The organism is Kitasatospora sp. NPDC054939, from assembly GCF_053610105.1.
The window spans coordinates 12684-34768 of sequence record NZ_JBSGXP010000030.1; the positions used below are offsets into that span (position 1 = coordinate 12684).

Below are 22085 nucleotides of genomic sequence, written 5' to 3' on the forward strand. Positions count from 1 at the left end.
GGTCCGCGCCAGTGTACGGACCGGTGGGCGGGCCGTGGTGAGGGTGGTCGGGGTGCCGGGGCGGGGCCGCCCGGCCGCACGGACCGCACCCCGACTGTGGTCTGATGGTCGGATGATCGACGAACGTCTTGCCGCGGAGCTCCTCACGCCGGTCGCGGAGGTGGTCCGGCAGGCGGCCGCCGCCGAGATCATGCCGCTGTTCCGCGGGCTGGCCGACGACCAGGTCGCGGAGAAGACGGGCCCGCACGACCTGGTGACCGTCGCCGACCGGCGGGCCGAGGCGCACCTCACCGCGGCGCTGACGGCGCTGCTGCCGGGCTCGGTGGTGGTCGGCGAGGAGGCGGTCGACGCGGACCCCACCCGGTACGCGGCGCTGGACGGCGACCGCCCGGTCTGGATCGTCGACCCGATCGACGGGACCAGGACCTTCGTCCGCGGCGGCGAGGGCTTCTCCACCCTGGTCGCGCTCGCCCACCGGGGCGAGCTGCTGGCCTCCTGGACGTACACCCCGGCCCGCGACTCGATGGCGACGGCCGTCCGGGGCGGCGGAGCGCTGCTGGACGGCCGGCCGCTGCGGGCCGGCTCCCCCGCGCCGGGCGAGCCGCTGGAGGTGGCCTGCTCCAATCCGGTCTACAGCGCGGGCGTGCCGAGCCGCGCGCTGCTGGCGCTGCGCACCGACGGGGTCGTCACGCGCTCCTGCGCCGGCTCGGCGGGCCTGGAGTACCTGGCCGTCGCACGCGGGGAGCTCGACGCGACCGCGTTCGCCTGGGAGAGCGCCTGGGACCACGCGGCCGGGCTGCTGCTGGTCGCCGAGGCGGGCGGCGCCCACACCACCCGCACGGGCCGGCCCTTCCGCCTGGCCGGCGGCAACGACCTCCCGTTCACGGCCGCCCGCGACGCGGCCACCGCCGAGCGGGTGCGAACTCTGCTGGCCGGTGGGCGGGCGGCGCCGTCGCGGGGGGCCTGACGACCGCGCCGCCCGCCCGCCGTCACCCGGTGAAGCCGGGGACGACGGTGACGCCCTCGCCGCCCCGGGTGTGCTCCAGGACCAGGCGGGCGACGGCGATGTCCAGCGAACCGAGGCCGAAGGGCGAGTAGACGGCGATCCGGCTCCGGTCGGGCGCGGCCCGGCCGAGCAGGTAGTCGCCGACCGGGCGGATCTCCGCGCGCTCCACCAGGCCCGCGTCGACGGCCAGGCCCAGCGAGGTCCGCTCGCGCAGGGCGTGCGACACCTCGTCCACGACGTGCACGGCGCCCGCCATCGCCTCGGCGGTCAGGTCGCGCAGCGACATGTGGAGCACCACCGCGCCCGGGGTGAACCAGGCCGGGTCGGCGAGGTGCGGCTGCACGGCCGTGGTGGCGAGGAGGACGAGGTCGGCGCCGGCCAGGGCCTCGCGGGCGCTTTCGGCGGTGACCACCTCGCCGGCCCGGTCGGCGAAGGCGGCGGCGAACGCGGCGGCCCGCCCGGGAAGCAGGTCGTGGACCGCAATCGAGTCGAACTTCCATCCGTCGGCGAGCAGTTCGCGCACCGTGGTCTCGGCGATGTAGCCGGTGCCGACCACCGCGAGCCGGCCGGCCGTGCGCTCGCCGCCGGTCAGCGCGCTCGCCCCGACCACCGCGGACAGCGCCGTGCGGTAGCCGCTGATCCGGGCGCCCTCGATGACCGCGGTGGGGAAGCCGGTGCGCAGGTCGTTGAGCACGATCAGCGCGGAGGCCCGGGGCAGGCCGAGGTCGAGGTTGCCGGGGAAGCTGGAGATCCACTTGATGCCCATGGCCGGGCTCTCCCCCGGGACGTACGCGGGCAGGGCGATGATCCGCTCGCGGCGCGCCGGGTCAGGGTCGGGGCGCAGGAAGAGGCTGTCCGGGTTGACCAGCCGCCCCTCGGCCGCGTGGATGTACACCTGCTCGACCACGGCCCGGGACTCCCGGGCGAGGCCGGCGAGCGCGTCGTCCACCACGGCGCGGGGCAGCACGCTCAGCGCGTGGGCGGGGTCCGGCTCGGCGCTCGACGGTTCGGCGTTCGACGGTGCGGCGTTCAACGGTGCTCCTCGGTGACGGCGTGGCGGGCGGGGACGGAGAACGGACGGGGACGGCGGACGGTCGGGTGGCAACGGTGGCGGGCGGCGCCGGACCCCGGGGGCGGGCGGCGCCGGGCCGGCCGGCGGTCACCGGCCGGCCCCGGGGGCGGATCAGCGCAGCAGCGAGAACTTCTTGGTCAGCGGATCGATCAGCTCGCGCGGCCCGAACAGCGCGACCCCGTAGTAGTCGAGCGACTCCTCGGGGGTGGCCTTCATGCGCTCCAGCTGGTCGGCGAAGTCGCCGCCGGTCATCTCCCCGGTGAAGTCGGTGTGCAGCAGCCCGGCCGCGGCGGCCTCCTCGCGCAGCTTGCGCAGCCAGGCGGGCCGGCCCTCCAGGACGACCAGGGACAGTCCGGAGACGGGCGCGTGCCGGCCGCCGTCGCCGTCGGTGTAGGCGAGGAAGGACATGTCGGCGAGCAGCTCGGGCCGTTCGGCGGCGGCCCGGGCGGTGAGCGCCAGGCACATGTGCGAGGCGGCGTTGGCGGCCACACCCGGGGGCAGCTTCGCCTTGAGCGCCACCACGAACTTGCAGCGGGTGTCGACGGCGGTGGGGTCCACGAGGAGGGAGTCGAGCTGGTGCATGACGGTGCGCTTTCTCGATCGGCGGTGCGGTTCGGTGCAGTGCGGCTTCGGTTCGGTGTGACGCGGTTCGGCTTCGGTGTAGTGCAGTTCGGTACGGTTCGGCTTCGGTGCAGTACGGGCGGGACGGACGGTCAGCGGGCCGCCGGGTAGCGGAGGAAGGACTCCACGGCGGCCGGGTTGATCCGGTAGCCGGGCCGCCCCTGGATGACCGTGCTGGGGTCGAAGGTGAACGTGGTGGCCTGCCGGAAGCGCTCCTGGGCGACGCCCCGGAAGCGCCGCACGCTCTGCGCCAGGGCGGCCGAGGTCCGGCCGGTGCGCGCGGACAGTTCGGCCGCGGACAGCAGCGGCACCTCCCGGCCCTCCGTCCGGCAGCGGGTGAACTCCTCGCCCAGGACGTGCAGGATGTCGGTCAGCGGATCCGGCGTCTGCTCGTAGACGGTGATCCCCTCGATCGACAGCAGCCTTCCGTAGAGCGCCACTTCGACGTGGACGGGCTGGTCGGGCAGCTTGGCGAGCGGGCGTTCCAGGATGGGCGCGGGCACCGCATAGCGCGAGCGCAGACCCATGTAGTGGGCGAGGGCGCGGCGGACCGCCTCGTCGGCCGGGGCCGGTTCGTCGGCGCCGGTCTGGAGGCAGTCCACCGCGGCTCTCAGCAGCTCGGGGACCTCGCTGCGCAGTTGCTTGGTGTAGCGGCCGATCCAGTCCACGGTGGCGGCCTTGCCGTGCAGCCGGGCGTGGATGATGGCGGCGTCCAGCAGGGCGATGTCGCCCTGTCGGCCGAGGCCGGAGTGCCCGAGCCGGTCGTGCAGGTCGAGCGCGGCGCCGATGAGGTGCTGCGAGGTGGGGCCGACCGGGCTGGCGCGCAGCATCCGGTGCCAGCCGGCGTACGCGGTGAGTTGGGCGTTCCAGTCGCGGGCCGGGGCGCCGAGGCGGCGGGCGAGCAGCTGGAAGATGTACGGGTAGGGCGAGGCGGGGAAGGACATCCAGCCGAAGGAGAAGAGGTCCAGGGCGGCGACGAAGTCGCGCCGGTCCCGGTACTTGCAGGCGGAGAGCAGCAGTTCACTGGTGCGCAGGTAGCGCTGGAGTATCGTGCGGTCCTGCTCGGTGAGGGCCTTCGGCCAGAGCGTGACGGACTCGACGAAGGTGCTGTAGTCGCCGCTCTGGACGTCGCCGAGTTGGAAGACCGGTTCGCCGTCCTCGGCGACCGGGTACCGCGCGAGCACCTCGGTGATGTACTGGCGCTGCTCCTCGACGGTCGCGGCGGCCTCGTCGTCCTGGCCCAGGGTCAGCTGGACGATCACGATGTCGGTGAACAGCCAGGCGGCGTCGGCGTGGTAGCGGTAGGCGCGGTAGCGGGCGAGGGAGTCCCGGAACAGCGGCTCGGCCAGGTCGGCCCGGTCGTCGGCAGCCGTGTCGAGGGCGTCGCACCAGACGCTGAAGGAGCTCGTGGTGAACGGTTCGATGCCGCCGGCGAAGCCGAGTTCGGCCGCCAGCCGGGCGAGGGCCGCGGGGAACACCGAGGCGGGGTAGGCGGACCACCCCTGGCTGAGGTGGTCCGCGACCTCCACGAGCGTCTGCGGATCGCGGTCGTCCACGGCGCGGTCGAGGAGCCCGATCAGCTCCTTGAACCGCGGCATGATCCGGCCGGTGTGCAGGAAGGAGTTCTCCTCGTAGGTCCGGGCCACGGCGAGCAGCCCGTCGGCGACCGAGCCGTTGCCGTCGAGCCGGCCGCACAAGGCCGCCAGCAGCAGGGTGCGGGCCACCGCGTGTTCGTCCGACTGGACGAGCCCGGGGCCGGAGAGGCGGCTGAGCTCGCCCAGGCCGGGGCGGGGGCCGTTGCCGCCGGCGTAGGCTTCGAGCGATCGGTAGATCTCGGGCAGTACGTGCATCTGGTCTTCCTCATCGGCTGGTTCCGGTCCTCCTGGGGGAGGCCGACCACTGTCTATCCCATACCGGCCGTGCAGTGCGGTCGGCACACGCTCAGCGGTGTCACCGATTCGCCGATGGAGTCGAGCCATTCGTCGTTGTAGATGGTGCTCTGGTACTTCTCCCCGCCGTCGGCGCAGATGCACAGCGGGTCGGTGAGTTCGGGGTGCTCGGCGAGGTGGCGCACGCACGCGGCGACCACGGCGCCGGAGGAGCCGCCGAGGTGGATGCCCGCCTCGCGCAGCACGAGCCGGCAGTAGTACGCCGCCTCCCCGATGTCGGCGTACGCCACGTGGTCGATCATGTGCGGTTCCACGAAGGAGGAGTGGCGACTGGCGCCGATGCCCGACAGGTGCCGGGTGCCGGGTGCGCCGCCGAGGGCCACCGATCCCTTGATGTCGACGGCCACCAGGCTGGTCCGCGGGCTGTGCTCGCGGAAGCACTCGGCGAGGCCGGCGTAGGTGCCGCCGGTGGAGACGGCGGCGAACAGCGCGTCGGGCGGGCTGGCGCCGAACTGGCCGAGGATCTCCGGGCCGGTCATGGTCCGGTGGATCTCCGGGTTGCGCCGGTTCTCGTACTGGTTGGCCCAGACGTACCGGTCGTCGCCGGCCAGGAGCTCCTCGACCCTGGCGAGCCGGGAGAGCAGGTAGCCGCCGACCGGGTCCGGCCGGTCGACCTCGATGACGGTGGCCCCGAGTTCGGCGAGCCGGTCCCGGCACTCGGCCGTGATCATGGGATCGACCACGGCCGAGAAGCCGACGCCCAGGTAGCGCGCCATGCTCGCGAGTGCCACCCCGAGGTTTCCGGACGTCGACTCCAGGAGCTCCACCCCGGGCCGGAGACGGCCCTCCTCGGCCAGCCCGCGCACCAGCCCGTACGCGGTACGGGCCTTGACGGAGCCGGTGAGGTTGTGGCCCTCCAGCTTGAGGTGGATCCTCCGGGGCCGACCGAGGACCTCGACGGTCACGGTCTTGACCGGGGTGAGTCCCAGTAACGTCTGGAAGCGGTCGAGGTGCTGTCGGAAGAGCATGGCAGGGGTACTCCCGGTGCGTTCCATCAGGGGGTCACGGGGACGTCATCACGCGGACTTCTCGACGGTGGCGTACACGACCCAGTTGTCGTGGGTGTGCGGGTAGGGGCGGAAGTCGCCGTGCGGCGGGTCGTCCCAGGAGACGCGGTCGAGTTCGAGGATCGTCCAGTCCGCGAACAGCGCCCGGATGTCCTCCTCCTCGTAGTAGCGGAAGAGCGTGTCCTTGTAGGCGAAGGTGTGCTTGCCGATCTCCTCGCCCTCGCCGTAGGTGCCGTCGGTGGTGGTGAAGGCGTTGGTGACGAAGAGTCCGCCCGGGGCGACGATCCGGCGGGCCTCGGCGACGAGGTCGGTCGGGTCCTGGATCTGCCCGAAGACGTCGAAGCAGGTGACCGCGTCGACCGAGGAGTCGATCAGCGGCAGGCCGGTGGCGTCGGCGCGCAGCAGGAACGAGCGGCGCTCGATGATGCGGCGGGCGTGGGCCAGGCCGGTCGGCGCGATGTCGACGCCGAGGGCGTTGAAGCCGGCCGCGGCGAGCGCCGCGAGGTTGCGCCCGTCGCCGCAGCCGAGGTCGACGACGGTGCCGATCTGCCGCTTGCGCAGCGCCTCGACGGCGGCGGGGATGACCGGGATCGGGTCCTCCTGCCAGAGGGGAGCGCCCTCGTTCTGGTCCTGGTAGGCCTTCTCCCAGCCGTACTGGAGGTCTCCGTACGTCACTGAAGTTGTCATCTTGACTCCTTTAGTTGACTTGCGACTAGCATCCTAGGTGTTCCAATTGACATGGCAAGAGCGATCTCACCATGTGGTCGCGCACGTGCTCCGGAAAGGGTGGAATCCAGCCATGACCGCTGACAGTTCGTCACCACGAGGAACCACAGAGGAGGACAGGTCGCACGTGCTCCGGGCCGCAGGCGGCATAGCCCTGGCGGTCGGCGCCTACGGCCTGTCGTACGGTGCCCTCGCCACCGCGGCGGGGCTCTCCGTCTGGCAGGCCCAGGCCCTGTCCCTGCTGATGTACGGCGGGTCCTCGCAGCTCGCGCTGGTCGGGGTGCTCGCCTCCGGCGGTTCCGGCGCGGCCGCCGGGACCACCGCCGCGCTGCTCGGCGTCCGCAATCTCTTCTACGGCGTCAGCATGGCCAGGATGCTGCGCCCCCGGCGGCGCGAACTGCTGCCGATGGCCCACCTGATGAGCGACGAGAGCGCGGCGATGGCGGCCGGCCGCCGGACCCCGGAGACGGCCCGCTACGCCTACTGGGCGACCGGGGCGGCGGTGTTCCTCTGCTGGAACGCCGCGACCCTGATCGGGGCCCTGGTCGGCTCCGTGCTGGACGATCCGGCCGCGCTCGGCCTGGACGCGGCCTCGTCCGCCGCGTTCCTCGCCCTGGTCGCCCCGCGGCTGCGCGAGCGCAGCAACCGGGCGGTCTTCCTGGCGGCCGGTCTGGTCGCCGTGGGCTGCTCGGTGGTGGCCGGCTCGGGGCTGCCGGTCGTCCTGGCCGGGCTGACCGCGCTCGGGGTGCTGTTCCTGCCCACCTGGCGCAGCCGGGCCGCCGCTCCCGCCCCGCGCCGCGGCCCGGACCCGGTCCACCCGGTGCTCCCGGGCCCGGCCGGAGCCCCCGGGGACCGCCCCGCCCGTCCGACCGAACCGGCCGGGACCCGAACCGGGCGGACCGGGCAGCGGTCCGTCCGTACCGAGAACCGAACCGAGAACCGAGGAGAACACCGGTGAGCTGGACCTGGATCGCCCTCGCGGCCGCGGCCTGCTTCGTGCTGAAGCTGGCCGGCCTGCTGATCCCCGCCCGGGTGCTGGCGGCCCCGGCGGTCGCCCGGGTGTCGGACGCCATTCCGGTGGCGCTGCTGGCGGCGCTGATCGCCACCCAGACCTTCGTCAGCGGCCACCGGCTGGTCCTGGACGCCCGGTTGGCCGGGCTGGTGGTGGCGGCCGTCCTGCTGCGGGTGCGGGCGCCGTTCCTGGTGGTGGTGCTCGGTGCGGCGGCGGCCGCGGCCCTGCTGCGCTGGCTCAACCTGGCCTCCTGACCGGCGCGAGCCGCTCGTTGAGGTCCTCCAGGGTGGAGCCGTTGGAGCGCGGGCCGAGTACCCCGATGTCCACCGCGATGGCCACCAGCGTCGCCGCCACCACGGCGAACAGCGCGTTGGGGCCGTACCGGGAGAGCAGCGGCACCAGAAGGAAGGGCATGGCGGCGGTGGCGATCCGGGACAGCGAGTACGTCCAGCTCACCGCCGCCACCCGGTGCGTGGTCGGGAAGATCTCGACCTGGTACACGTGGTAGGCGTTGGAGAAGACGTTGCTCACCGCCGTGTAGGCGACACCGGCCAGCACGATCGTCGTGTTGTCGGAGGCGTACCCGAAGAGCAGCCCGAAGGAGGCCATCGCCAGCGAGGAGCCGACGATCAGGTACTTGCGCTCCACCCGTTCGATCAGCGGCACCGAGAACAGCGAGCCGAGCGGGTAGCCGGCGAACGAGACCGCGCTGAAGAACAGCGAGTTGACCACCGAGTAGCCCTTGGCGGCGAGCACCAGCGGTGCCATCGTGCCGAAGCCGTAGCCGCCGAAGGCCTGCAGCAGGTGGAAGATCGTCATCATCGTGACGCGTCTTCGGTGTACCGCCCCCAGCGCCGGCCTGGCGCGGCCACTCTCCGGGTCGGTGCGGTCCGGGTCGGTGCGGTCCGGGTCGGCGCAGTCCCGGTCGACGGGGTCCGGGTCGGCCCGGTCGGGGGCGCCGTGTCCGGGGGCCTCCTTCCGCGTCCCGGGTCCGGCGGGCTCCGGCGTCCGCGCGACGGCCGCCGGGACGGCCTCCCCGGCCTCCCGCTCCAGCCGGGCGAGGATCGCGTCCGCCTCGGCCGTCCGCCCCGCCGACTCCAGCCAGCGCGGCGACTCGATGAACAGGCGGCGGCCCGCTAGCACCCCGAAACCGCCCACCGCGCCGATCAGGAACAGCCAGCGCCAGCCGTCCACCCCAGCCGGGCTGAGCGGCACCAGCCAGCGCGCCGTCAGCCCGACCGCGGGCACCCCGAGGAAGGCGATGGTGTACGCCAGCGCCGTCCAGCGGCCCCGCAGCCGGGCCGGCAGCAGGTCGCTGAGGTAGGCGTCGGCGAGCGGCAGCACCGGGCCGATGCCCAGCCCCGCCAGCAGCCGGGTCGCCACCAGCATCGGCATCCCCTGGCTGAGCCCGCCCAGCGCGGAGAACACCGAGTACACGGCGACGGACACCAGCAGGGCCCGGCGGCGGCCCAGCCGGTCGGCGAGCCGGCCCATCGCCAGCACGCCGATGAACATGCCGACGAACACCGAGGCGATGACCGCCGACACCTCGGTGCGGTCGAGGTGGTACTCCTCCCGCATGACGGTGCCGAGCACCCCCGACATGAAGATCTCGAACATGTCGAAGAACAGCGCGACTCCCACGACCAGGACCACGCGGCGGTGCGTGCGGGTCAGCGGGAGGCGGTTCATGCGCTCGGCGATCTCGCTCTGCGCGTCCTGGATCGAGCCTGTCAGGGCCACGGTTGACTCCTCGGGGATCCGGTCTGCGGCACGGCCTTCGCTACTCGGTGCCGGGCGCCCACTTGATCGAGCAGCCGATGCTGGCGCGGTGCGGCTCGGGGACGGGCCGGCCGGCCAGCACCTCGGCGACGGCCGCGCGCAGCAGGGCGCCGTCCACCGGCTCCCCGTTGCCCGGCCGGGAGGCGTCCAGGGCGCCCCGGTAGGCGAGTCGGCGCTGCGCGTCGTAGAGGAAGAAGTCCGGGGTGCAGGCCGCCCGGTAGGACCGGGCCACCGACTGGTCGGCGTCCACCAGGTACGGGAACGTCCAGCCGGTGCGGTCGAGCTGGCCGCGCAGGCCGGCGAGGCCGTCGTCCGGGGCGACGCCGGTGTCGTTGCTGCAGACGGCGACCACGGCCAGCCGCGGGAGGTCCCGGGCGAGTTCCCCGATGCCGGCCTCGATGTGCCGGACGAACGGGCAGTGGTTGGACAGGAAGGCCACCAGCAGTGCGGGGGCGGCCGCGAAGTCGCCGCTGCGGACGGTCTTGCCGTCCACCGACGGCAGCGCGAAGTCGGGTGCGGGCGTGCCGATCGGCACCATGTGGGAGGAGACGGGCATCGGTAGGGCTCTCCTAACCGGCTTCGTTGAGGATCAGCGGGTTGTCCGCGGAGGCGCCCCGGGAGTCGTGGACGAACTCGACGTACATGCCGTCGGGGTCGCGGACGAAGAAGTAGTCGACCAGGGTGCGCCCGCGGGCGATCTCGGTCACCTCGCCGATGCCGGCCGCGACGATCTCCGCGCGGGCCGCGGCGAGGTCCTCCACGGTGAAGGCGATGTGCTTGACGCCCGTGACGGGCAGGTTGTTGCCGGGCGTGAAGGTCGGCGGCTCCTGGCTGCCGTCGCCGGCGTAGTGGAACAGCTCCAGCACCCAGCCCTCGTCGAGCTGCAGGTGCGCGATGGTCAGCGACTTGTCGGCCTTCGTCCACTCGGCGATCAGCCGGAAGCCGAACCAGCCGTAGAAGGACTTGGACGCGTCGAGGTCCCCGACGGTCAGCGCGGTGTGGTGCGGGACGAACCTGGTCATCGGTGGTCTCCGGGGGTGGTCGTCGGCTGGGCGGGGCCGCCGCCGGCCGCCCGGGGGGCGGAGAGGCCGGCGGCGGAGTGGAGGACGTCCAGGAACTCGATGCGCGGCGGGCCCTGGGCGTACCGGCCGTAGCGGGCGCCGAACTCCGCGGTCTGGGCGGTCGCCCGGTGCTCCAGGAACGCCGCCCGGTCGCGGTAGATCTCGTAGAAGACCCGGGCCAGCGGCTCGTCGTCCACGCGGTGCACCGCGTAGCCGACCAGGCCGGGCTCGTGCGCGGCCTCCGAGATCCGCCAGGCGGCGAGGGCGTCGAACCCCTCGACGCCCTCCGGCGTCAGGTCGAAGCGGGCCACGACTGCGTACATGGTCGTCCTCCTCGGTGGCGGGGCGGGTTACGCGGCGGCGGGGCCGGACGCGAGCTGGGGGAACCCGCCCGCGTAGGAGATGCCCCGGGCCAGCTCGTCCTCGTTCGCCCGGACGGCCTCCTCCAGGGCGGCGGTCCAGTCCTCCTTGACGCCCTTCTCCCGGGCGGTGGCGAGGATCTGGCGCAGCGGGTTGATGTGCGCCTCGGACAGGCCGCGCAGGCTGCGGATCTGCTCGTCGGTCACGTCCTGGCCGAACGCCTTGGGCAGCGGGCGGCCGGCCACCCGGAAGTTGAGGATCGTCCGGATGCACTTCTCGCAGCGCCCGCAGTTGCGGTCCTTGTGCTCGCCCTGCCAGCAGACCCGCAGGTTGTCGGCACCCTCCGGCCAGGCCACGGACAGCCCGGCGACCTTGTCGCTGCGGTCCACGCCGCCCGCGTCGTGGTGCACCCGCAGCCGCCCGCCGGAGAGCATCCAGTCGGTCATCGGGTTGGAGCCCCAGGGCAGCAGCAGCGAGCCGTACGGCTCCGAGCTGGCGATCAGGCCGTGCCGGTACCAGCCGCTGAACAGGGTGAGCACCGAGACCATGCCGGTGCCGAAGGCGTCCTCCCAGTCGGCCAGGTCGCTGTGCCACAGCTCGCGGAAGTTGGTGGCCACCGGGATCAGGTCGACGCCGACCGTGGCCAGCAGCGGGGTGCTGCGGCGCTGCAGCGAGTCGTACGCCTCGGTGTCGGCGAGCGGGATGTCGAAGCCGTGCACCATGACCGCGCCGGTCAGGTTGAGGGCGGAGCGGCCGGCCGTCCGGCGGGCGTGCCGCACGGTGGTGAAGGCGCTGTCGACGCCGCCCGAGAAGGTCTGGATCGCCGAGCGGTCGTCGGGGCCCTCGCGGTCGGGCACCTCCCGGTCGGCGGTGACCCGGATCGGGGCGTAGCGGCCGGGCCGCCACTGGGCCCACGCCGCCTGGAACTCCTCCAGGTTGTCCAGCAGGGTGGCGGAGACCGGCCCGGCGGCGTGCAGGTCCTCGCCGCGGCGGATCGAGGCGAACAGGGCGGCGATGACGAACGGGTCCAGGGTGTCGGTCACCCGGTCGGCGAACCGCTCCGGGAAGCGGTACCAGAGGCGGTCGGCGGACGCGCCGTCCTCGCTCGTCACGGTGACGGACAGCTCCACCGTCCCGTCGGTGGTGACGCGCTCGACGTTTCCGAGCCTCATGCGTGAACTCCTTCTCCGTGCGGTGGCGGTGGTGTGCGGGAGGCGCCCGGCTTCGGCGGCTCGATCAGCTCGATGATGTTGCCGTCCGGGTCGCGGAAGTACAGGAAGCCGGTGCCGGCGGCCTCGACGGGCAGGTCGACGACGACCGGGCCCTCGCCCTCGATGGGCAGGCCCAGCCGGCGCAGCTCCTCGGCGGCGGCGGCCAGGTCGGGCACCCGGAAGGCGATGTGGCGCCACCCCTCGGCGTTGGCGGGCGCCTTCGGCGAACCGTCCTCGCCCCGGCGGTACTCGGTCAGTTCGACGACCGTGTCCGCGCCGGGGACCAGCAGGTGCACCGTGGTGGCCTCGGCGCCCGGGACGCCCACGCCGGCCGCGAACCGGGGCGAGCAGAGCTCCAGCCGCTTGAGCGGCTCGGCGCCGAGGACCTCCTGGTAGAAGGCCGACAGGCGTTCGAGGTCCCGGGTGACGACGGCGACGTGCAGCAGGGCTTCGGTGCGGATCGCCATCAGACCGCCACCGCCTCTCCGGTGGTGGCGCCGGCCCGGGCGAGCGTGTCGAAGGCCGGGTCGAGCGCGGGCAGCAGCCCGGTCATCCGGGCCCGCCGGCGCTGTTCGAGGAAGGCCAGGAAGGCCCGGCCGGCGCCGGTGGCCAGGCCCTGGCGGAACGCGTCGACCACCCACTCCTGGAGGATGTCGCTGCGCACCGTGCCGGGCCGGGCCGCCGCCGACGGGGCGGCGCCGGTGCGGCCGGCGATCGCCGCGTGGATCAGCTCCGAGGGCCTCAGGACCTCGTCCAGGTCGACCCGCGACTGCGGCCCCGGGGCGTCGGCGGTGAGCGCGGCGTGCGCCGCCGAGATCATCGCCAGCATGTTGTCGTCCACCGTGAACAGGCTCTTGGCGAGGACGGTCTCGCCCCGGCAGAGGAACACCCCGGCCTTGATGTCGGTGAGCTCCTCGCAGATCGGCGCGTAGGTGGCGTGGACGGAGAGCCGCTCGCGGCAGAGCAGGTCGAGGGTGCGGACGGTCGTCGGGTGCTGGAGGTCGGAGTAGTGGACGAAGGCGGCGCCGCCGGCGGCCCGGCCGACGACCACGCCCTCGCCGAGGCGCATCGGGTACTCGCCGCCGCCCATCGGGTCGAGGTCCTCGGCGTGCTCGACGGAGACCGGTTCGCCGAGCAGGTCCGCGCCGATGTACAGCTGGTGCGGCAGCTCGACCTCGAACACGGTCGGCGAGGTGGTCCCGGAGGCGCCCCGGCCGCGCAGGTTGTCCGCCCGGCGGTCCTTGGAGAAGTTGGTGACGCACAGCGAGGGGTCCAGCTCGTACTGCTCGACGAGTTCGCGGACGGTGCGGTGGACCTTGGAGTGCAGGTAGTTGCGCACCAGGACGACCCGGGAGTCGGCGAGCACCCGGCCGACCTCGGCGCGCAGCTCGGGGGCGACCAGGAACGGCTTCTCGACGACGAACCGGCGGTGGCCGGCCCGCCACCACTCGATCAGCGCGGGGGCCAGACTGCGGCTCGGCAGGCAGAGGTCGACGATGGTGCTCGCGGGCGGGGTCGGGACGGCCTGTTCGCGGTCGCGGGCGATCGGCGCGGACAGCCCGTCCGCCCGCAGCAGCCGTTCGAGTTCGGCGCCGGGGCGACCGGTGCGGTCGACGAACCGGATGCGCCCCAGGTCGAGCCGGCCGGAGCGGGCGAGCCGGGAGTAGGCCCGGTAGTGGAGCGAACCCGCCTTCCCGGCACCGACGATGACGATGTCCATCGGCGCTACCCGGCCTTCACATGCTCGACCGGGCGGTCGTTGTCGGCGGAGCCGACGTGGAAGGCGAGGTAGCGCAGCCGCTCGGCGCCGACCGACTCGATGCGGTGCTTCGAGCCGCGCGGGATGCGGACGCAGTGCTCGGGTTCGAGGCCGTACTCCTGGCCGTTGAGGTGCAGGCGGGCCCGGCCGGCGATGATGAAGTAGAACTCGTCGGTCTCCGGGTGGTGGTGCAGCTGGCCGCCGCGGCCGGGTTCGGCGCTGGCCATCGCGACCCGGACGACCCGCTGGTCGGGGTGGTCGGCCGCGGCGAAGAGCAGCGACCTGACGACGTCACCGCCGTAGACCGGCTGGGTGACCGCCGCGACGTCGATCATGGGATCCATCGGATTCTCCTCGGTTCCGCTCGTCAGATCAGCTCGCAGGACTTCATGATGCTTTCGAGTTCGCCGACCCTCTCCTCGGCCAGCGGGGTGAGCGGCAGGCGCGGGTCGCCGACCTCGAAGTGGGCCAGCGAGAAGGCCTTCTTGAGGGCGATCGGGTTGGTCGCGAAGTAGATCGCGCGGTAGAACTCGGCGAACTTCAGGTACAGGTCGCGGGCGGTCAGGAAGTCGCCGGCGAGGGCGGCGTCCACGATCGACCGGCTCTGCCGGGGCATCACGTTGGCGGCCACCGAGATGTGGCCGTGGCCGCCGAGCAGCAGGGTGGGCAGCGCGGTGAAGTCGTTGCCGCAGAGCACCACGAAGTCGGAGTCCCGGACGAGGTGGAGCATCCGGCGCATCCGGACGATGTCCTGGTTGCCCTCCTTGATGCCCGCGATGTTGGGGTGCTGGGCGAGTTCGGCGACCTGGTCGGGGCTGATGTCGACGGTGGTGCGGCCGGGCAGGTTGTGCATCAGCAGCGGCACCGAGATCGCGTCGGCCAGGGTGCGGTAGTAGGCGACCAGGCCGCGGTCGGTCGGCGGGTCGAGGTAGGGGGTGAAGGCGAGCACCGCGTCGGCCCCCAGCCGCTCGGCCTCCTTGGCGAGTTCGAGCGTGCGGGTGAGGTTCTCGGTGCCCATGTCGGGCAGCACCAGGGCCCGGCCGGCGGCCTGCTCGACGACGATCTCGGTGATCCGGACCTTCTCCCGGTCGGTGAGCGCGGCGGCCTCGCCGGTCACGCCGTTCGGGCACAGCCGGGTGACGCCGTTCTCGATCTGGAAGTCGACCAGGCGCCGCAGGGCCGCCTCGTCGAGCTCCCCGGACGGCCCGAAGGGCGTCAGCAGGGTGGTGTACGCGCCGGTGAAGCGGAGCGTGTCGGTACTGAGCATGGACGCTCTCTCCCAAGGGGTCGTGGTGCAGCGGAGTTGTGGGGGGTGTGCCGGGGCCGGACGGTCGGCTCGGAGCAGGGCGGCGGGCGCCTCAGCGCGCGCTGCCGACCGGCTGCCGGGGGCCGGCCTGCGGGGCCGACAGGTGCCAGAGGCGCTGCGCCATCGCGTGGGCGGCCCGGCCCGGCTCGTCGACGAGGCCGCGCTCCAGCAGCAGGATCTCCAGGGCGGTCAGGACCGGCAGCAGGTCCAGCGGGCCGACCGTGCCGATGTGGCCGATCCGCAGGATGCGGCCCTTCAACTCGCCCTGTCCGGCCGCGATCCGCAGGCGGAACCGCTCGGGCAGCTCCTCCAGCAGGCCGCGGACCCGCGGGTCGTCGGGCAGCCGGGCGACCGACAGGGCGGCGGCCGGGTCGGCGCGCGGGTAGAGCGGCAGGCCCATCGCGACGAGCCCGGCGCGGCAGACCGCGGACGCCTGGGCGTGCCGCTGCCACACCTGTTCCAGGCCCTCCGCCTCGATCAGGTCGAGTCCGGCGGCGACGCCGAGCAGCGCCGCGACCGGCGGGGTGTTGGGCACCGTGCGGTCCAGGCCGCTCTCGCGCAGGTGCCGCAGGTTCCAGTAGGAGTAGCCGAGGTCGGTGCGCAGCCGGCTCCAGGCCTCCGGGCGGACGGCGACGAACGCCGCGCCGGGCGGGCTCATCAGGCCCTTGTGGGAGGCGGTGACCGCGAGGTCGACCCCCCAGGCGTCCTGCTCGAAGGGCTGGACGCCGATGGTCGTCATGGTGTCGGCGACGACGGTCGCGTCGGCCGCCCGGCCGAGGGCCGCCAGCCGTTCGACGTCGTGGCCGACGCCGGTCGAGGTCTCGCAGTGCGTCAGGAACAGGTGGCGCGGCCGGTACCGGGCGAGGTCGCGCTCGACCAGCTCGGGGTCGAAGGTGTGGCCGTCCGGGGCCTCGTGGAGGTGCACCCGGGCGCCGTAGGTCCGGCACAGTTCGGCCCAGCGGCGGCCGTACTTGCCGGCGGCCAGGACCAGGACGGTGTCCCCCGGGGCGACCGTGTTCAGGACGGCGGCCTCCATCGCGCCGCTGCCGGAGGCCGGCAGGAGCAGAACCTCGCCGGCCGTGCGGAACAGCCGCTGCAGGCCGCCCTGAATACGGGCGTACAACTCGCGGAATTCCGCGGACCGGTGGTGCACGAGTGCGGACACGGAGGCCAGCCGCACCCCGACGGGTATCTGTGCGGGCCCCGGGGTGAACATGTCGATTTCCCGCATGAGGAACTCCGGTGGATTCTGCAGGGGCAGGTTTCGTGAGCCGCAATCAGAATGTACGCCGATCGATCGGAAATCAAGGGCGGATTTCCCGGTAATCCAGCCTGAATTCGGGCACGCCGAACACCGGAATGGCACCGGGGGCGCCGTACGGTGAAATGACGCGCAATGTTTCGGGAAAGGGAATCAGTGGTCCCGGTACGCCGCCGCGGCGGCCGTCGCGGAGAGTCTGCGCCGCCATTCGGGGCTCAGCGGGGCGTCCGCGAGGGACTGCCGGGCGAGCGCCACCAGGGCGGCGATCCGGGCCTCGACCGCGGCGTGGGCGGTCGCGCCGGCCCGGCCCCGGTCCGGGGGCGCGGTCTGCCGGACCGTCACCCATCCGGGGCCGCGGGCCTCGCGACGCACCGCGAGGGCGGTCAGCAGGGTGCTCCGGCCGGCCCGGGCGTCCGCACCGGTGGGCTTCCCGGCGGCCGCGGGGTCGCCGAACGCGTCGATGAGGTCGTCCCGGAGCTGGAACGCCTCCCCGAGCGCCTCGCCGTACCGGGCGAAGCAGGGCGCGAGGTCGGTCCGGCCGGCCAGCAGGGCGCCGAGCACCAGCGGGCGGTGGACGGTGTAGCGGCCGGACTTCAGGACGGCGATGCGCCGGGCGAGCTCCGCGTCGGCGAGGGCGGCGGCCGCGGCCGTGACGTCCATCGCCTGGCCGGCGATCAGCTCGGTCTTCAGCTCGAACCACTCCCGGCTGACCCCGGGCGAGAGGTCCGCCATCAGGTGGTCGGCGTACGCCCAGGCCAGGTCGCCCGCGAGGACGGCCATCGACTCGCCGTACCGCCGGGGCTCGCCGTGCCAGCCGCGGGTGCGGTGCAGGTCGGCGTGCCAGGCGTGGGCGCTGCGGGCCGAGCGGCGCAGGGCGGCGTCGTCCATCACGTCGTCGTGCAGCAGGGCGGCGGTGTGGAGCAGTTCGAGGGCCATCGCGGCCCGGACCGGGCGTTCTCCGGGGGTGCCGCCGGCGGCGAGGTAGCCGCTGAGCAGGAAGCGGGGTCTGATCCGTTTGCCGCCGGAGCGGACGAGTTCGGCGACGGCGCGGGCCGGGTCGGCCTCGTGCGGGGTGACGGTCTCCTGGCGGCCCCGTTCGCGGGCGAGGAAGGCGGCGAGCCCCTCCTCGACCCGCTCCAGCAGGGTGCGGAGGTCGGATCCGTCGGCCGGCTCGGCTTGTGCGGGGGCAGGTGACGCAGCCATGGTGCAGTCCTCCTGTGGGGGGTGGATTCAGCCGGTTCGGGCCTCTGTCCGCAGGGCGGACCTGCTGGGTCTGAGCGTCGAGCCCGCGACCGCCCGCGGCGGCCGGGCGGCGGTCGACCGCAGCTGCCACCGGGCGGCGAGGGTGGCGAGGGCGATGCCGATCTCGGTCCAGGCGAAGGACTCGCCGATGCACTTGCGCACGCCGGCGCCGAACGGCAGGTAGGCGTGGCGGGGCACGGCGGCGGCCCGCTCGGGCAGCCAGCGGTCCGGGTCGAAGCGGTGCGGGTCGGCGAAGACCGCCGGGTCGCGGTGGAGGGCGTAGGGGCTGAAGAAGACGTCGGCGCCGGCGGGGATCCGGTGGCCGCCGAGGTCGACGTCGGCGGCGGCGCGGCGGGTGAGCAGCCAGCCGGTCGGGAACATCCGCAGGATCTCCTGGACGAACCGGCCGAGGTACTCCAGTTTCGGCAGGTCCGCGTACTCCACGGGCCGGCCGCCGAGCACCTCGTCGAGCTCCCGGTGGAGGCGGCGCTCGACGTCGGGCCGGGCGGCGAGGACCTGGAAGGACCAGTGCAGGGCGGTGGCCGAGGTCTCGGTGCCGGCCACCATCATGGAGCGGATCTCGTCGTGGATCTGCTGGTCGGACACGCCCTCGCCGGTGGTCTCGTCGCGGGCGGCCAGCAGCAGCGCGAGCATGTCCTCCTGCTCCGGCGGCTGTGCCCGGTAGGCGGCGATCAGGCCGTCGACCACCTGGTTGAGGCGGTCCAGCCGCTCGGCCTCCCGGCGGTTGACCGGCAGCGGCAGCCGGTGCACGAAGCCGATCGGGACGAAGGCCCGCCGGGCGACGCCGGCCACCAGGGCGGGGATGCAGCGGCGGATCTCGGCGGCGGTCGCGGGGGTGACGGCGGAGAAGACGGTGCGGGTGAGCACGTCCATGGTCAGGTCGTGCAGGTCGGGCCCGACGTCGGCGACCGCGCCGGGCCGCCAGCGGGCCGACAGCGCCTCGGCGGAGTCGAGCGCGGCCTCGGCGTACCGGGCCATCCGGCCGTGGTGGAAGGCGGGCTGCAGCAGGCGGCGCTGGCGCAGGTGCAGGTCGCCGTTGGCGGCGGCGAGGCCGTTGCCGAGCAGCTGGGTGGCCTGGTCGAAGAGCGGGCCGCCCTTCTCGAAGGCGGACTGCTGCGTGATCAGCACCTCCTTCAGCAGCTCGCCGGTGCCCACCATGTAGGCGGGGCGGGTGCCGAGCCGGAACCCGGTGACCGGGCCGTAGTCGCGCAGCCGTTCCACGAAGCCGAGCGGGTCGCGAGCCAGGTGGAGGGCATGGCCGAGCAGTGGCAGTCCGCCGGGGTAGGGGCGGACCACTCGGGTGAGGGGCATGGGGGCTCCTGCTCAGGTCCGGGCCGGCAGCGGGCCGGCCGGGGGGTGGGCGGGGCTCAGGTAGACGGGCCGCAGGTCCTGGCTGCTGCGGCCGGCGGCGTAGCGCACGGTCGCCAGGGACCAGTCGTAGGTGACGCGCAGTTGGCGGGCCATGGCGGCGACGTAGCGGCGCAGGTCGGCGTGCTCGGCCGCGGTGCAGCCGAGCCGGGCGGCGTGGGCGTCGAGGGCGGCGGCGCCGGCCAGGAACTCCTCGGAGAGCAGCCGGACCCGCTGCTGGATCTCCCGGACCACCTCGGCCCGGGGGCGGCCGCGGCGGCGCTCCAGGACCAGCACGAGGTTGTGGGTGTCGCCGCGGGCCTCCTCGTGCTCGACCGAGTGGACGTCGTTGCAGTGCGCCAGGAGGTCGATCTGGAGCTCGGCCATCCGGCGCAGGTAGCGGTCGGCGAGGAGGCGTCCGGGCAGTTCGAAGCGGTCGGCCCGTTCGACGGCGTCGAGGTAGACGTACATCGCCATCGTCTCGCGGCGCAGCGCCAGGTAGTCGGCGAGGTCGGGGATCCGGCCCTGCCGGCGGGCCCGGGCCTCGGCGAGGAAGGAGCGGAGGAAGCGCCGCCAGCCGTGGCCGGCCCTGGCCCGCCAGTGCTCCGACATCGGGGCCGCCGACCGGGCCCACAGGTCGGCGGTGGCGGCCTCCAGCGGCCGGAGGGCGGCGGGGAGGGCCGCCGGGTCCGCGGTGCGCCGGCCGCTGCGGGTGACCTCGGTGAGGGCGGCGACGGCGCGGCCGGCGAGGTCCGGGTCGTCGCCTGCCCGGCCGTCGAAGAAGTCGTCGCAGACGGCGGTCCAGGTGATCAGGTCCGTCATGACGTCGAGGTCGGGGCCGCGGGCGTCCGGGGCGAATCCGGTGGCGACGTCGGCGAACCGCAGGTCGAGGAAGTACCGGAGGGCTTTCCCGGTCGGTTCCAGGAGGCCAGATTCGCGGGCCCAGGCGACGCCGCGGCGGGCGGCCTGTTCGTACCGGTCGGGATCGGTGCGGGGGGCCGGGAAGGGTAAGTGGAAGTCGATGTCGGTCGGCATTCCGTCACTTCCGGGCCGCTGCGGGTAATGCACCGACGGGCGGCTGCGGGGGTGACGTGTCGGGGTGTTCGAACACATGGGCGGACATGGGTGTTTGCCTCCGTCACGGGCCGATGGATCCGGGGAGTTGCGCGGGTGCAGACAGGGGAGGGCTCACGAGCTCGGCGCACACCGGCGCGCGCCTGGGGTGCGGCGGCGCAGCTGCGAACCACGGGTTGTCGCCCTCATGTCATCCTGCACACCCCAGATGACAGGATCTACCCATTCGGCTCTTTGTCTCAGAGTCCGGACAAGTATTCGTCTGCGAAGCCCCCGCCCCGGGAGCGGCCGACACGGCTGCGGCCGGCCCCCGCGAGGGGAGCCGGCCGCAGGACGGGCGGGGGTGCGCCGGGATCAGTCCCGGAAGCCCCGGTTGACCGCCGAGACCACGGCCTTCAGCGAGGCCGACACGATGCTGGAGTCGATGCCCACGCCCCAGAAGACCCGGTCGTTCACCGCGCACTCCACGTACGCGGCGGCCCGCGCGTCACCGCCCTGGGCGAGCGCGTGCTCGGCGTAGTCGCGGACCTGGACGTCGATCCCCAGGCCGGCCAGCGCCGTCACGAACGCGTCGATCGGACCGCTGCCGACCGCCTCCAGCCGCCGCTCGGCGCCGTCCAGCCGGACGTCCACGACCAGCGAGTCCTTCTCGTCGACGACGGTGGAGGTCCGGTGCGAGACCAGGTTCAGCCGGCCCCAGGCGGGCACGCCGCGACCGGCCTCCCCCGCCTCCGGCGAGCCCGCCGGCAGGTACTCCCCGGCGAACATCGCCCACAGCTCGGCCGGGGTCACCTCGCCGCCGTCCGCGTCGGTGCGGGCCTGGACCACCCGGGAGAACTCGATCTGCAGCCCGCGCGGCAGGTCCAGCTGGTGCTCGGTGCGCAGCAGGTGCGCCACCCCGCCCTTGCCGGACTGCGAGTTGACCCGGATGACCGCCTCGTAGTTCCGGCCGACGTCCTTCGGGTCGATCGGCAGGTACGGCACCGCCCAGGTGAACGCGTCGACCGGGGTGCCGGCCGCCTGTGCGTCCCGGTGCAGCCGGTCGAAGCCCTTCTTGATCGCGTCCTGGTGCGAGCCGGAGAACGCGGTGTAGACCAGGCTGCCGCCGTAGGGGTGGCGGGGGTGCACCGGGAGCTGGTTGCAGTACTCGACCGAGCTGCGGATGCGGTCGATGTCCGAGAAGTCGATCATCGGGTCGATGCCCTGGCTGAACAGGTTCAGGCCCAGGGTCACCAGGCAGACGTTGCCGGTCCGCTCACCGTTGCCGAACAGGCAGCCCTCGATCCGGTCGGCGCCCGCCAGGTAGCCGAGTTCGGCCGCCGCGACCGCCGTACCGCGGTCGTTGTGCGGGTGCACCGACAGCACCACCGCGTCGCGCCGGTCCAGGTGCCGGCTCATCCACTCGATGGAGTCGGCGTACACGTTCGGCATGGCCATCTCGACGGTGGCCGGCAGGTTCACGATGGCGCGGCGGTCCGGGGTCGGCTGCCACACCGCGGTGACGGCGTTGCAGATGTCGGCGGCGAACTCCAGCTCGGTGCCGCTGTACGACTCCGGCGAGTACTGCAGCCGGACGCCGGTGTCCGGCATCCGCTCGGCCAGGTCCGCGCAGATCCGCGCGCCGTTGACGGCCAGCGCGACGATCTCCGGGCGCTCCATCCCGAACACCACCCGGCGCTGCAGGGTGGACGTGGAGTTGTACAGGTGGACGATCGCCCGGTTCGCCCCGCGCACCGCCTCGAAGGTCCGCTCGATCAGCGGGCCGCGGGCCGGGGTGAGCACCTGGATCGCCACGTCGTCGGGGATCCGGTCCTCCTCGATGATCTGGCGGCAGAAGTCGAAGTCGGTCTGGCTGGCGGACGGGAAGCCGACCTCGATCTCCTTGTAGCCCATGGCCACCAGCAGTTCGAACATCCGCAGCTTGCGGCCGGGTCCCATCGGATCGATCAGCGCCTGGTTGCCGTCCCGCAGGTCCACCGCACACCACTGCGGGGCCCGGGTGACGGACCTGGCGGGCCAGGTGCGGTCCGGCAGGTCGATCGGCCGGAACGGCGCGTACCGCTGGAACGGCATCCCCGAGGGGCGCTGGAGCGGGAAGTCGGGCTGCGTGGCGGGGCCGTGGTGGTCATCGGTCATCGGGTGCATCGAAGGTGTCCTCCCGGACTTGTTCGGTTCTGAGGCCGGTACGGGCCTGCACACCGCGACGAGGAGACCGGCCGTCAGAGGCTCTCGCCGCGGCGGCTAAGGAGGAGGACTCGCGTGGAGGAA

22 protein-coding genes are annotated in these 22085 nt (G+C 73.6%); 3 read left to right on the plus strand and 19 right to left on the minus strand.

The window, feature by feature from the left end; genetic code table 11:
* Positions 1-112 precede the first annotated feature (112 nt).
* The gene (locus tag ACWGB8_RS11740) at positions 113-967 is read left to right on the plus strand and encodes an inositol monophosphatase family protein (RefSeq protein WP_452212630.1); all 855 of its coding nucleotides are present in this window, start codon (positions 113-115) and stop codon (positions 965-967) included.
* A 22-nt stretch (positions 968-989) separates the two neighbouring features.
* Here ACWGB8_RS11740 and ACWGB8_RS11745 read toward each other — a convergent pair whose 3' ends face one another.
* The 5 genes from ACWGB8_RS11745 to ACWGB8_RS11765 form a co-directional block, all read right to left on the minus strand.
* Positions 990-2039: a 2,3-diaminopropionate biosynthesis protein SbnB gene (locus ACWGB8_RS11745; RefSeq protein ID WP_452212632.1), complete on the minus strand. Its 1050-nt coding sequence runs from the start codon at positions 2037-2039 to the stop codon at positions 990-992.
* A 150-nt stretch (positions 2040-2189) separates the two neighbouring features.
* Entirely contained in the window at positions 2190-2660 is a 471-nt protein-coding gene (locus ACWGB8_RS11750) for a DUF2000 domain-containing protein (RefSeq protein ID WP_452212633.1), read from the minus strand.
* A 131-nt stretch (positions 2661-2791) separates the two neighbouring features.
* Positions 2792-4549, minus strand: coding sequence for a hypothetical protein (locus ACWGB8_RS11755; RefSeq protein ID WP_452212635.1), 1758 nt, complete (start codon positions 4547-4549; stop codon positions 2792-2794).
* Positions 4550-4602: 53 nt separating this feature from the next.
* Entirely contained in the window at positions 4603-5616 is a 1014-nt protein-coding gene (locus tag ACWGB8_RS11760; RefSeq protein ID WP_452212637.1) for a pyridoxal-phosphate dependent enzyme, read from the minus strand.
* Between the two features lie 48 nt (positions 5617-5664).
* The gene (locus ACWGB8_RS11765; RefSeq protein WP_452212639.1) at positions 5665-6342 is read right to left on the minus strand and encodes a class I SAM-dependent methyltransferase; all 678 of its coding nucleotides are present in this window, start codon (positions 6340-6342) and stop codon (positions 5665-5667) included.
* A gap of 166 nt (positions 6343-6508) precedes the next feature.
* Between ACWGB8_RS11765 and ACWGB8_RS11770 the strand changes: the two genes are divergently transcribed.
* Together ACWGB8_RS11770 and ACWGB8_RS11775 are read left to right on the plus strand one after the other, a co-directional pair.
* On the plus strand, positions 6509-7339 hold the full coding sequence (locus ACWGB8_RS11770; RefSeq protein WP_452212640.1) for an AzlC family ABC transporter permease: 831 nt from the start codon (positions 6509-6511) through the stop codon (positions 7337-7339).
* Positions 7336-7647, plus strand: coding sequence for an AzlD domain-containing protein (locus tag ACWGB8_RS11775; protein ID WP_452212642.1), 312 nt, complete (start codon positions 7336-7338; stop codon positions 7645-7647). Before ACWGB8_RS11770 ends, ACWGB8_RS11775 begins: the two co-directional genes overlap by 4 nt.
* On the opposite strand, the gene ACWGB8_RS11780 is transcribed toward ACWGB8_RS11775, so the two are convergent.
* The 14 genes from ACWGB8_RS11780 to leuA form a co-directional block, all read right to left on the minus strand.
* On the minus strand, positions 7631-9136 hold the full coding sequence (locus tag ACWGB8_RS11780; protein WP_452212644.1) for an MFS transporter: 1506 nt from the start codon (positions 9134-9136) through the stop codon (positions 7631-7633). The two genes, ACWGB8_RS11775 and ACWGB8_RS11780, sit on opposite strands and share 17 nt — an antisense overlap.
* 40 nt (positions 9137-9176) lie before the next feature.
* Positions 9177-9731 (minus strand): thioredoxin family protein, encoded by a 555-nt coding sequence (locus ACWGB8_RS11785; RefSeq protein WP_452212646.1) that lies wholly within the window; start codon positions 9729-9731, stop codon positions 9177-9179.
* A gap of 13 nt (positions 9732-9744) precedes the next feature.
* Positions 9745-10197, minus strand: coding sequence for a VOC family protein (locus ACWGB8_RS11790; RefSeq protein WP_452212648.1), 453 nt, complete (start codon positions 10195-10197; stop codon positions 9745-9747).
* Positions 10194-10559 carry a putative quinol monooxygenase gene (locus ACWGB8_RS11795; protein ID WP_452212650.1) on the minus strand — a complete coding sequence of 122 codons (366 nt, stop codon included), beginning with the start codon at positions 10557-10559 and terminating at the stop codon, positions 10194-10196. Before ACWGB8_RS11795 ends, ACWGB8_RS11790 begins: the two co-directional genes overlap by 4 nt.
* 27 nt (positions 10560-10586) lie before the next feature.
* Positions 10587-11768 carry a hypothetical protein gene (locus tag ACWGB8_RS11800; protein ID WP_452212651.1) on the minus strand — a complete coding sequence of 394 codons (1182 nt, stop codon included), beginning with the start codon at positions 11766-11768 and terminating at the stop codon, positions 10587-10589.
* A complete protein-coding gene (locus tag ACWGB8_RS11805; protein WP_452212653.1) occupies positions 11765-12274 on the minus strand; it encodes a VOC family protein in 510 nt (169 codons plus the stop codon). The genes ACWGB8_RS11800 and ACWGB8_RS11805 overlap by 4 nt, the downstream gene beginning before the upstream one ends.
* On the minus strand, positions 12274-13527 hold the full coding sequence (locus ACWGB8_RS11810; protein WP_452212655.1) for a hypothetical protein: 1254 nt from the start codon (positions 13525-13527) through the stop codon (positions 12274-12276). The genes ACWGB8_RS11805 and ACWGB8_RS11810 overlap by 1 nt, the downstream gene beginning before the upstream one ends.
* 5 nt (positions 13528-13532) lie before the next feature.
* Positions 13533-13910, minus strand: coding sequence for a cupin domain-containing protein (locus tag ACWGB8_RS11815; RefSeq protein WP_452212657.1), 378 nt, complete (start codon positions 13908-13910; stop codon positions 13533-13535).
* 23 nt (positions 13911-13933) lie between these two features.
* Positions 13934-14833 carry a 4-hydroxy-tetrahydrodipicolinate synthase gene (dapA, locus tag ACWGB8_RS11820; RefSeq protein ID WP_452212659.1) on the minus strand — a complete coding sequence of 300 codons (900 nt, stop codon included), beginning with the start codon at positions 14831-14833 and terminating at the stop codon, positions 13934-13936.
* A gap of 91 nt (positions 14834-14924) precedes the next feature.
* Positions 14925-16103 (minus strand): pyridoxal-phosphate-dependent aminotransferase family protein, encoded by a 1179-nt coding sequence (locus ACWGB8_RS11825; RefSeq protein ID WP_452212661.1) that lies wholly within the window; start codon positions 16101-16103, stop codon positions 14925-14927.
* Between the two features lie 183 nt (positions 16104-16286).
* A complete protein-coding gene (locus ACWGB8_RS11830; RefSeq protein WP_452212663.1) occupies positions 16287-17336 on the minus strand; it encodes a polyprenyl synthetase family protein in 1050 nt (349 codons plus the stop codon).
* A 27-nt stretch (positions 17337-17363) separates the two neighbouring features.
* Positions 17364-18707 carry a cytochrome P450 gene (locus tag ACWGB8_RS11835; protein WP_452212665.1) on the minus strand — a complete coding sequence of 448 codons (1344 nt, stop codon included), beginning with the start codon at positions 18705-18707 and terminating at the stop codon, positions 17364-17366.
* A gap of 12 nt (positions 18708-18719) precedes the next feature.
* Positions 18720-19778 (minus strand): terpene synthase family protein, encoded by a 1059-nt coding sequence (locus ACWGB8_RS11840; protein ID WP_452212667.1) that lies wholly within the window; start codon positions 19776-19778, stop codon positions 18720-18722.
* Between the two features lie 393 nt (positions 19779-20171).
* Positions 20172-21962, minus strand: a complete 1791-nt coding sequence (leuA, locus tag ACWGB8_RS11845; protein ID WP_452212669.1) for a 2-isopropylmalate synthase — start codon at positions 21960-21962, stop codon at positions 20172-20174.
* Positions 21963-22085: the final 123 nt, after the last annotated feature.

Excerpts from the sequence above, each read along its gene's own strand:
- ACWGB8_RS11805 (WP_452212653.1), bottom strand. The coding sequence starts at position 12,274 with ATGGCGATCCGCACCGAAGCCCTGCTGCACGTCGCCGTCGTCACCCGG.
- ACWGB8_RS11760 (WP_452212637.1), bottom strand. The coding sequence starts at position 5,616 with ATGCTCTTCCGACAGCACCTCGACCGCTTCCAGACGTTACTGGGACTC.
- ACWGB8_RS11830 (WP_452212663.1), bottom strand. The coding sequence starts at position 17,336 with ATGGCTGCGTCACCTGCCCCCGCACAAGCCGAGCCGGCCGACGGATCC.
- ACWGB8_RS11800 (WP_452212651.1), bottom strand. The coding sequence starts at position 11,768 with ATGAGGCTCGGAAACGTCGAGCGCGTCACCACCGACGGGACGGTGGAG.
- ACWGB8_RS11815 (WP_452212657.1), bottom strand. The coding sequence starts at position 13,910 with ATGGATCCCATGATCGACGTCGCGGCGGTCACCCAGCCGGTCTACGGC.
- ACWGB8_RS11755 (WP_452212635.1), bottom strand. The coding sequence starts at position 4,549 with ATGCACGTACTGCCCGAGATCTACCGATCGCTCGAAGCCTACGCCGGC.
- ACWGB8_RS11835 (WP_452212665.1), bottom strand. The coding sequence starts at position 18,707 with ATGCCCCTCACCCGAGTGGTCCGCCCCTACCCCGGCGGACTGCCACTG.
- ACWGB8_RS11740 (WP_452212630.1), top strand. The coding sequence starts at position 113 with ATGATCGACGAACGTCTTGCCGCGGAGCTCCTCACGCCGGTCGCGGAG.
- ACWGB8_RS11790 (WP_452212648.1), bottom strand. The coding sequence starts at position 10,197 with ATGACCAGGTTCGTCCCGCACCACACCGCGCTGACCGTCGGGGACCTC.
- ACWGB8_RS11750 (WP_452212633.1), bottom strand. The coding sequence starts at position 2,660 with ATGCACCAGCTCGACTCCCTCCTCGTGGACCCCACCGCCGTCGACACC.
- ACWGB8_RS11825 (WP_452212661.1), bottom strand. The coding sequence starts at position 16,103 with ATGCGGGAAATCGACATGTTCACCCCGGGGCCCGCACAGATACCCGTC.
- leuA (WP_452212669.1), bottom strand. The coding sequence starts at position 21,962 with ATGCACCCGATGACCGATGACCACCACGGCCCCGCCACGCAGCCCGAC.
- dapA (WP_452212659.1), bottom strand. The coding sequence starts at position 14,833 with ATGCTCAGTACCGACACGCTCCGCTTCACCGGCGCGTACACCACCCTG.
- ACWGB8_RS11785 (WP_452212646.1), bottom strand. The coding sequence starts at position 9,731 with ATGCCCGTCTCCTCCCACATGGTGCCGATCGGCACGCCCGCACCCGAC.
- ACWGB8_RS11840 (WP_452212667.1), bottom strand. The coding sequence starts at position 19,778 with ATGCCGACCGACATCGACTTCCACTTACCCTTCCCGGCCCCCCGCACC.
- ACWGB8_RS11765 (WP_452212639.1), bottom strand. The coding sequence starts at position 6,342 with ATGACAACTTCAGTGACGTACGGAGACCTCCAGTACGGCTGGGAGAAG.
- ACWGB8_RS11810 (WP_452212655.1), bottom strand. The coding sequence starts at position 13,527 with ATGGACATCGTCATCGTCGGTGCCGGGAAGGCGGGTTCGCTCCACTAC.
- ACWGB8_RS11795 (WP_452212650.1), bottom strand. The coding sequence starts at position 10,559 with ATGTACGCAGTCGTGGCCCGCTTCGACCTGACGCCGGAGGGCGTCGAG.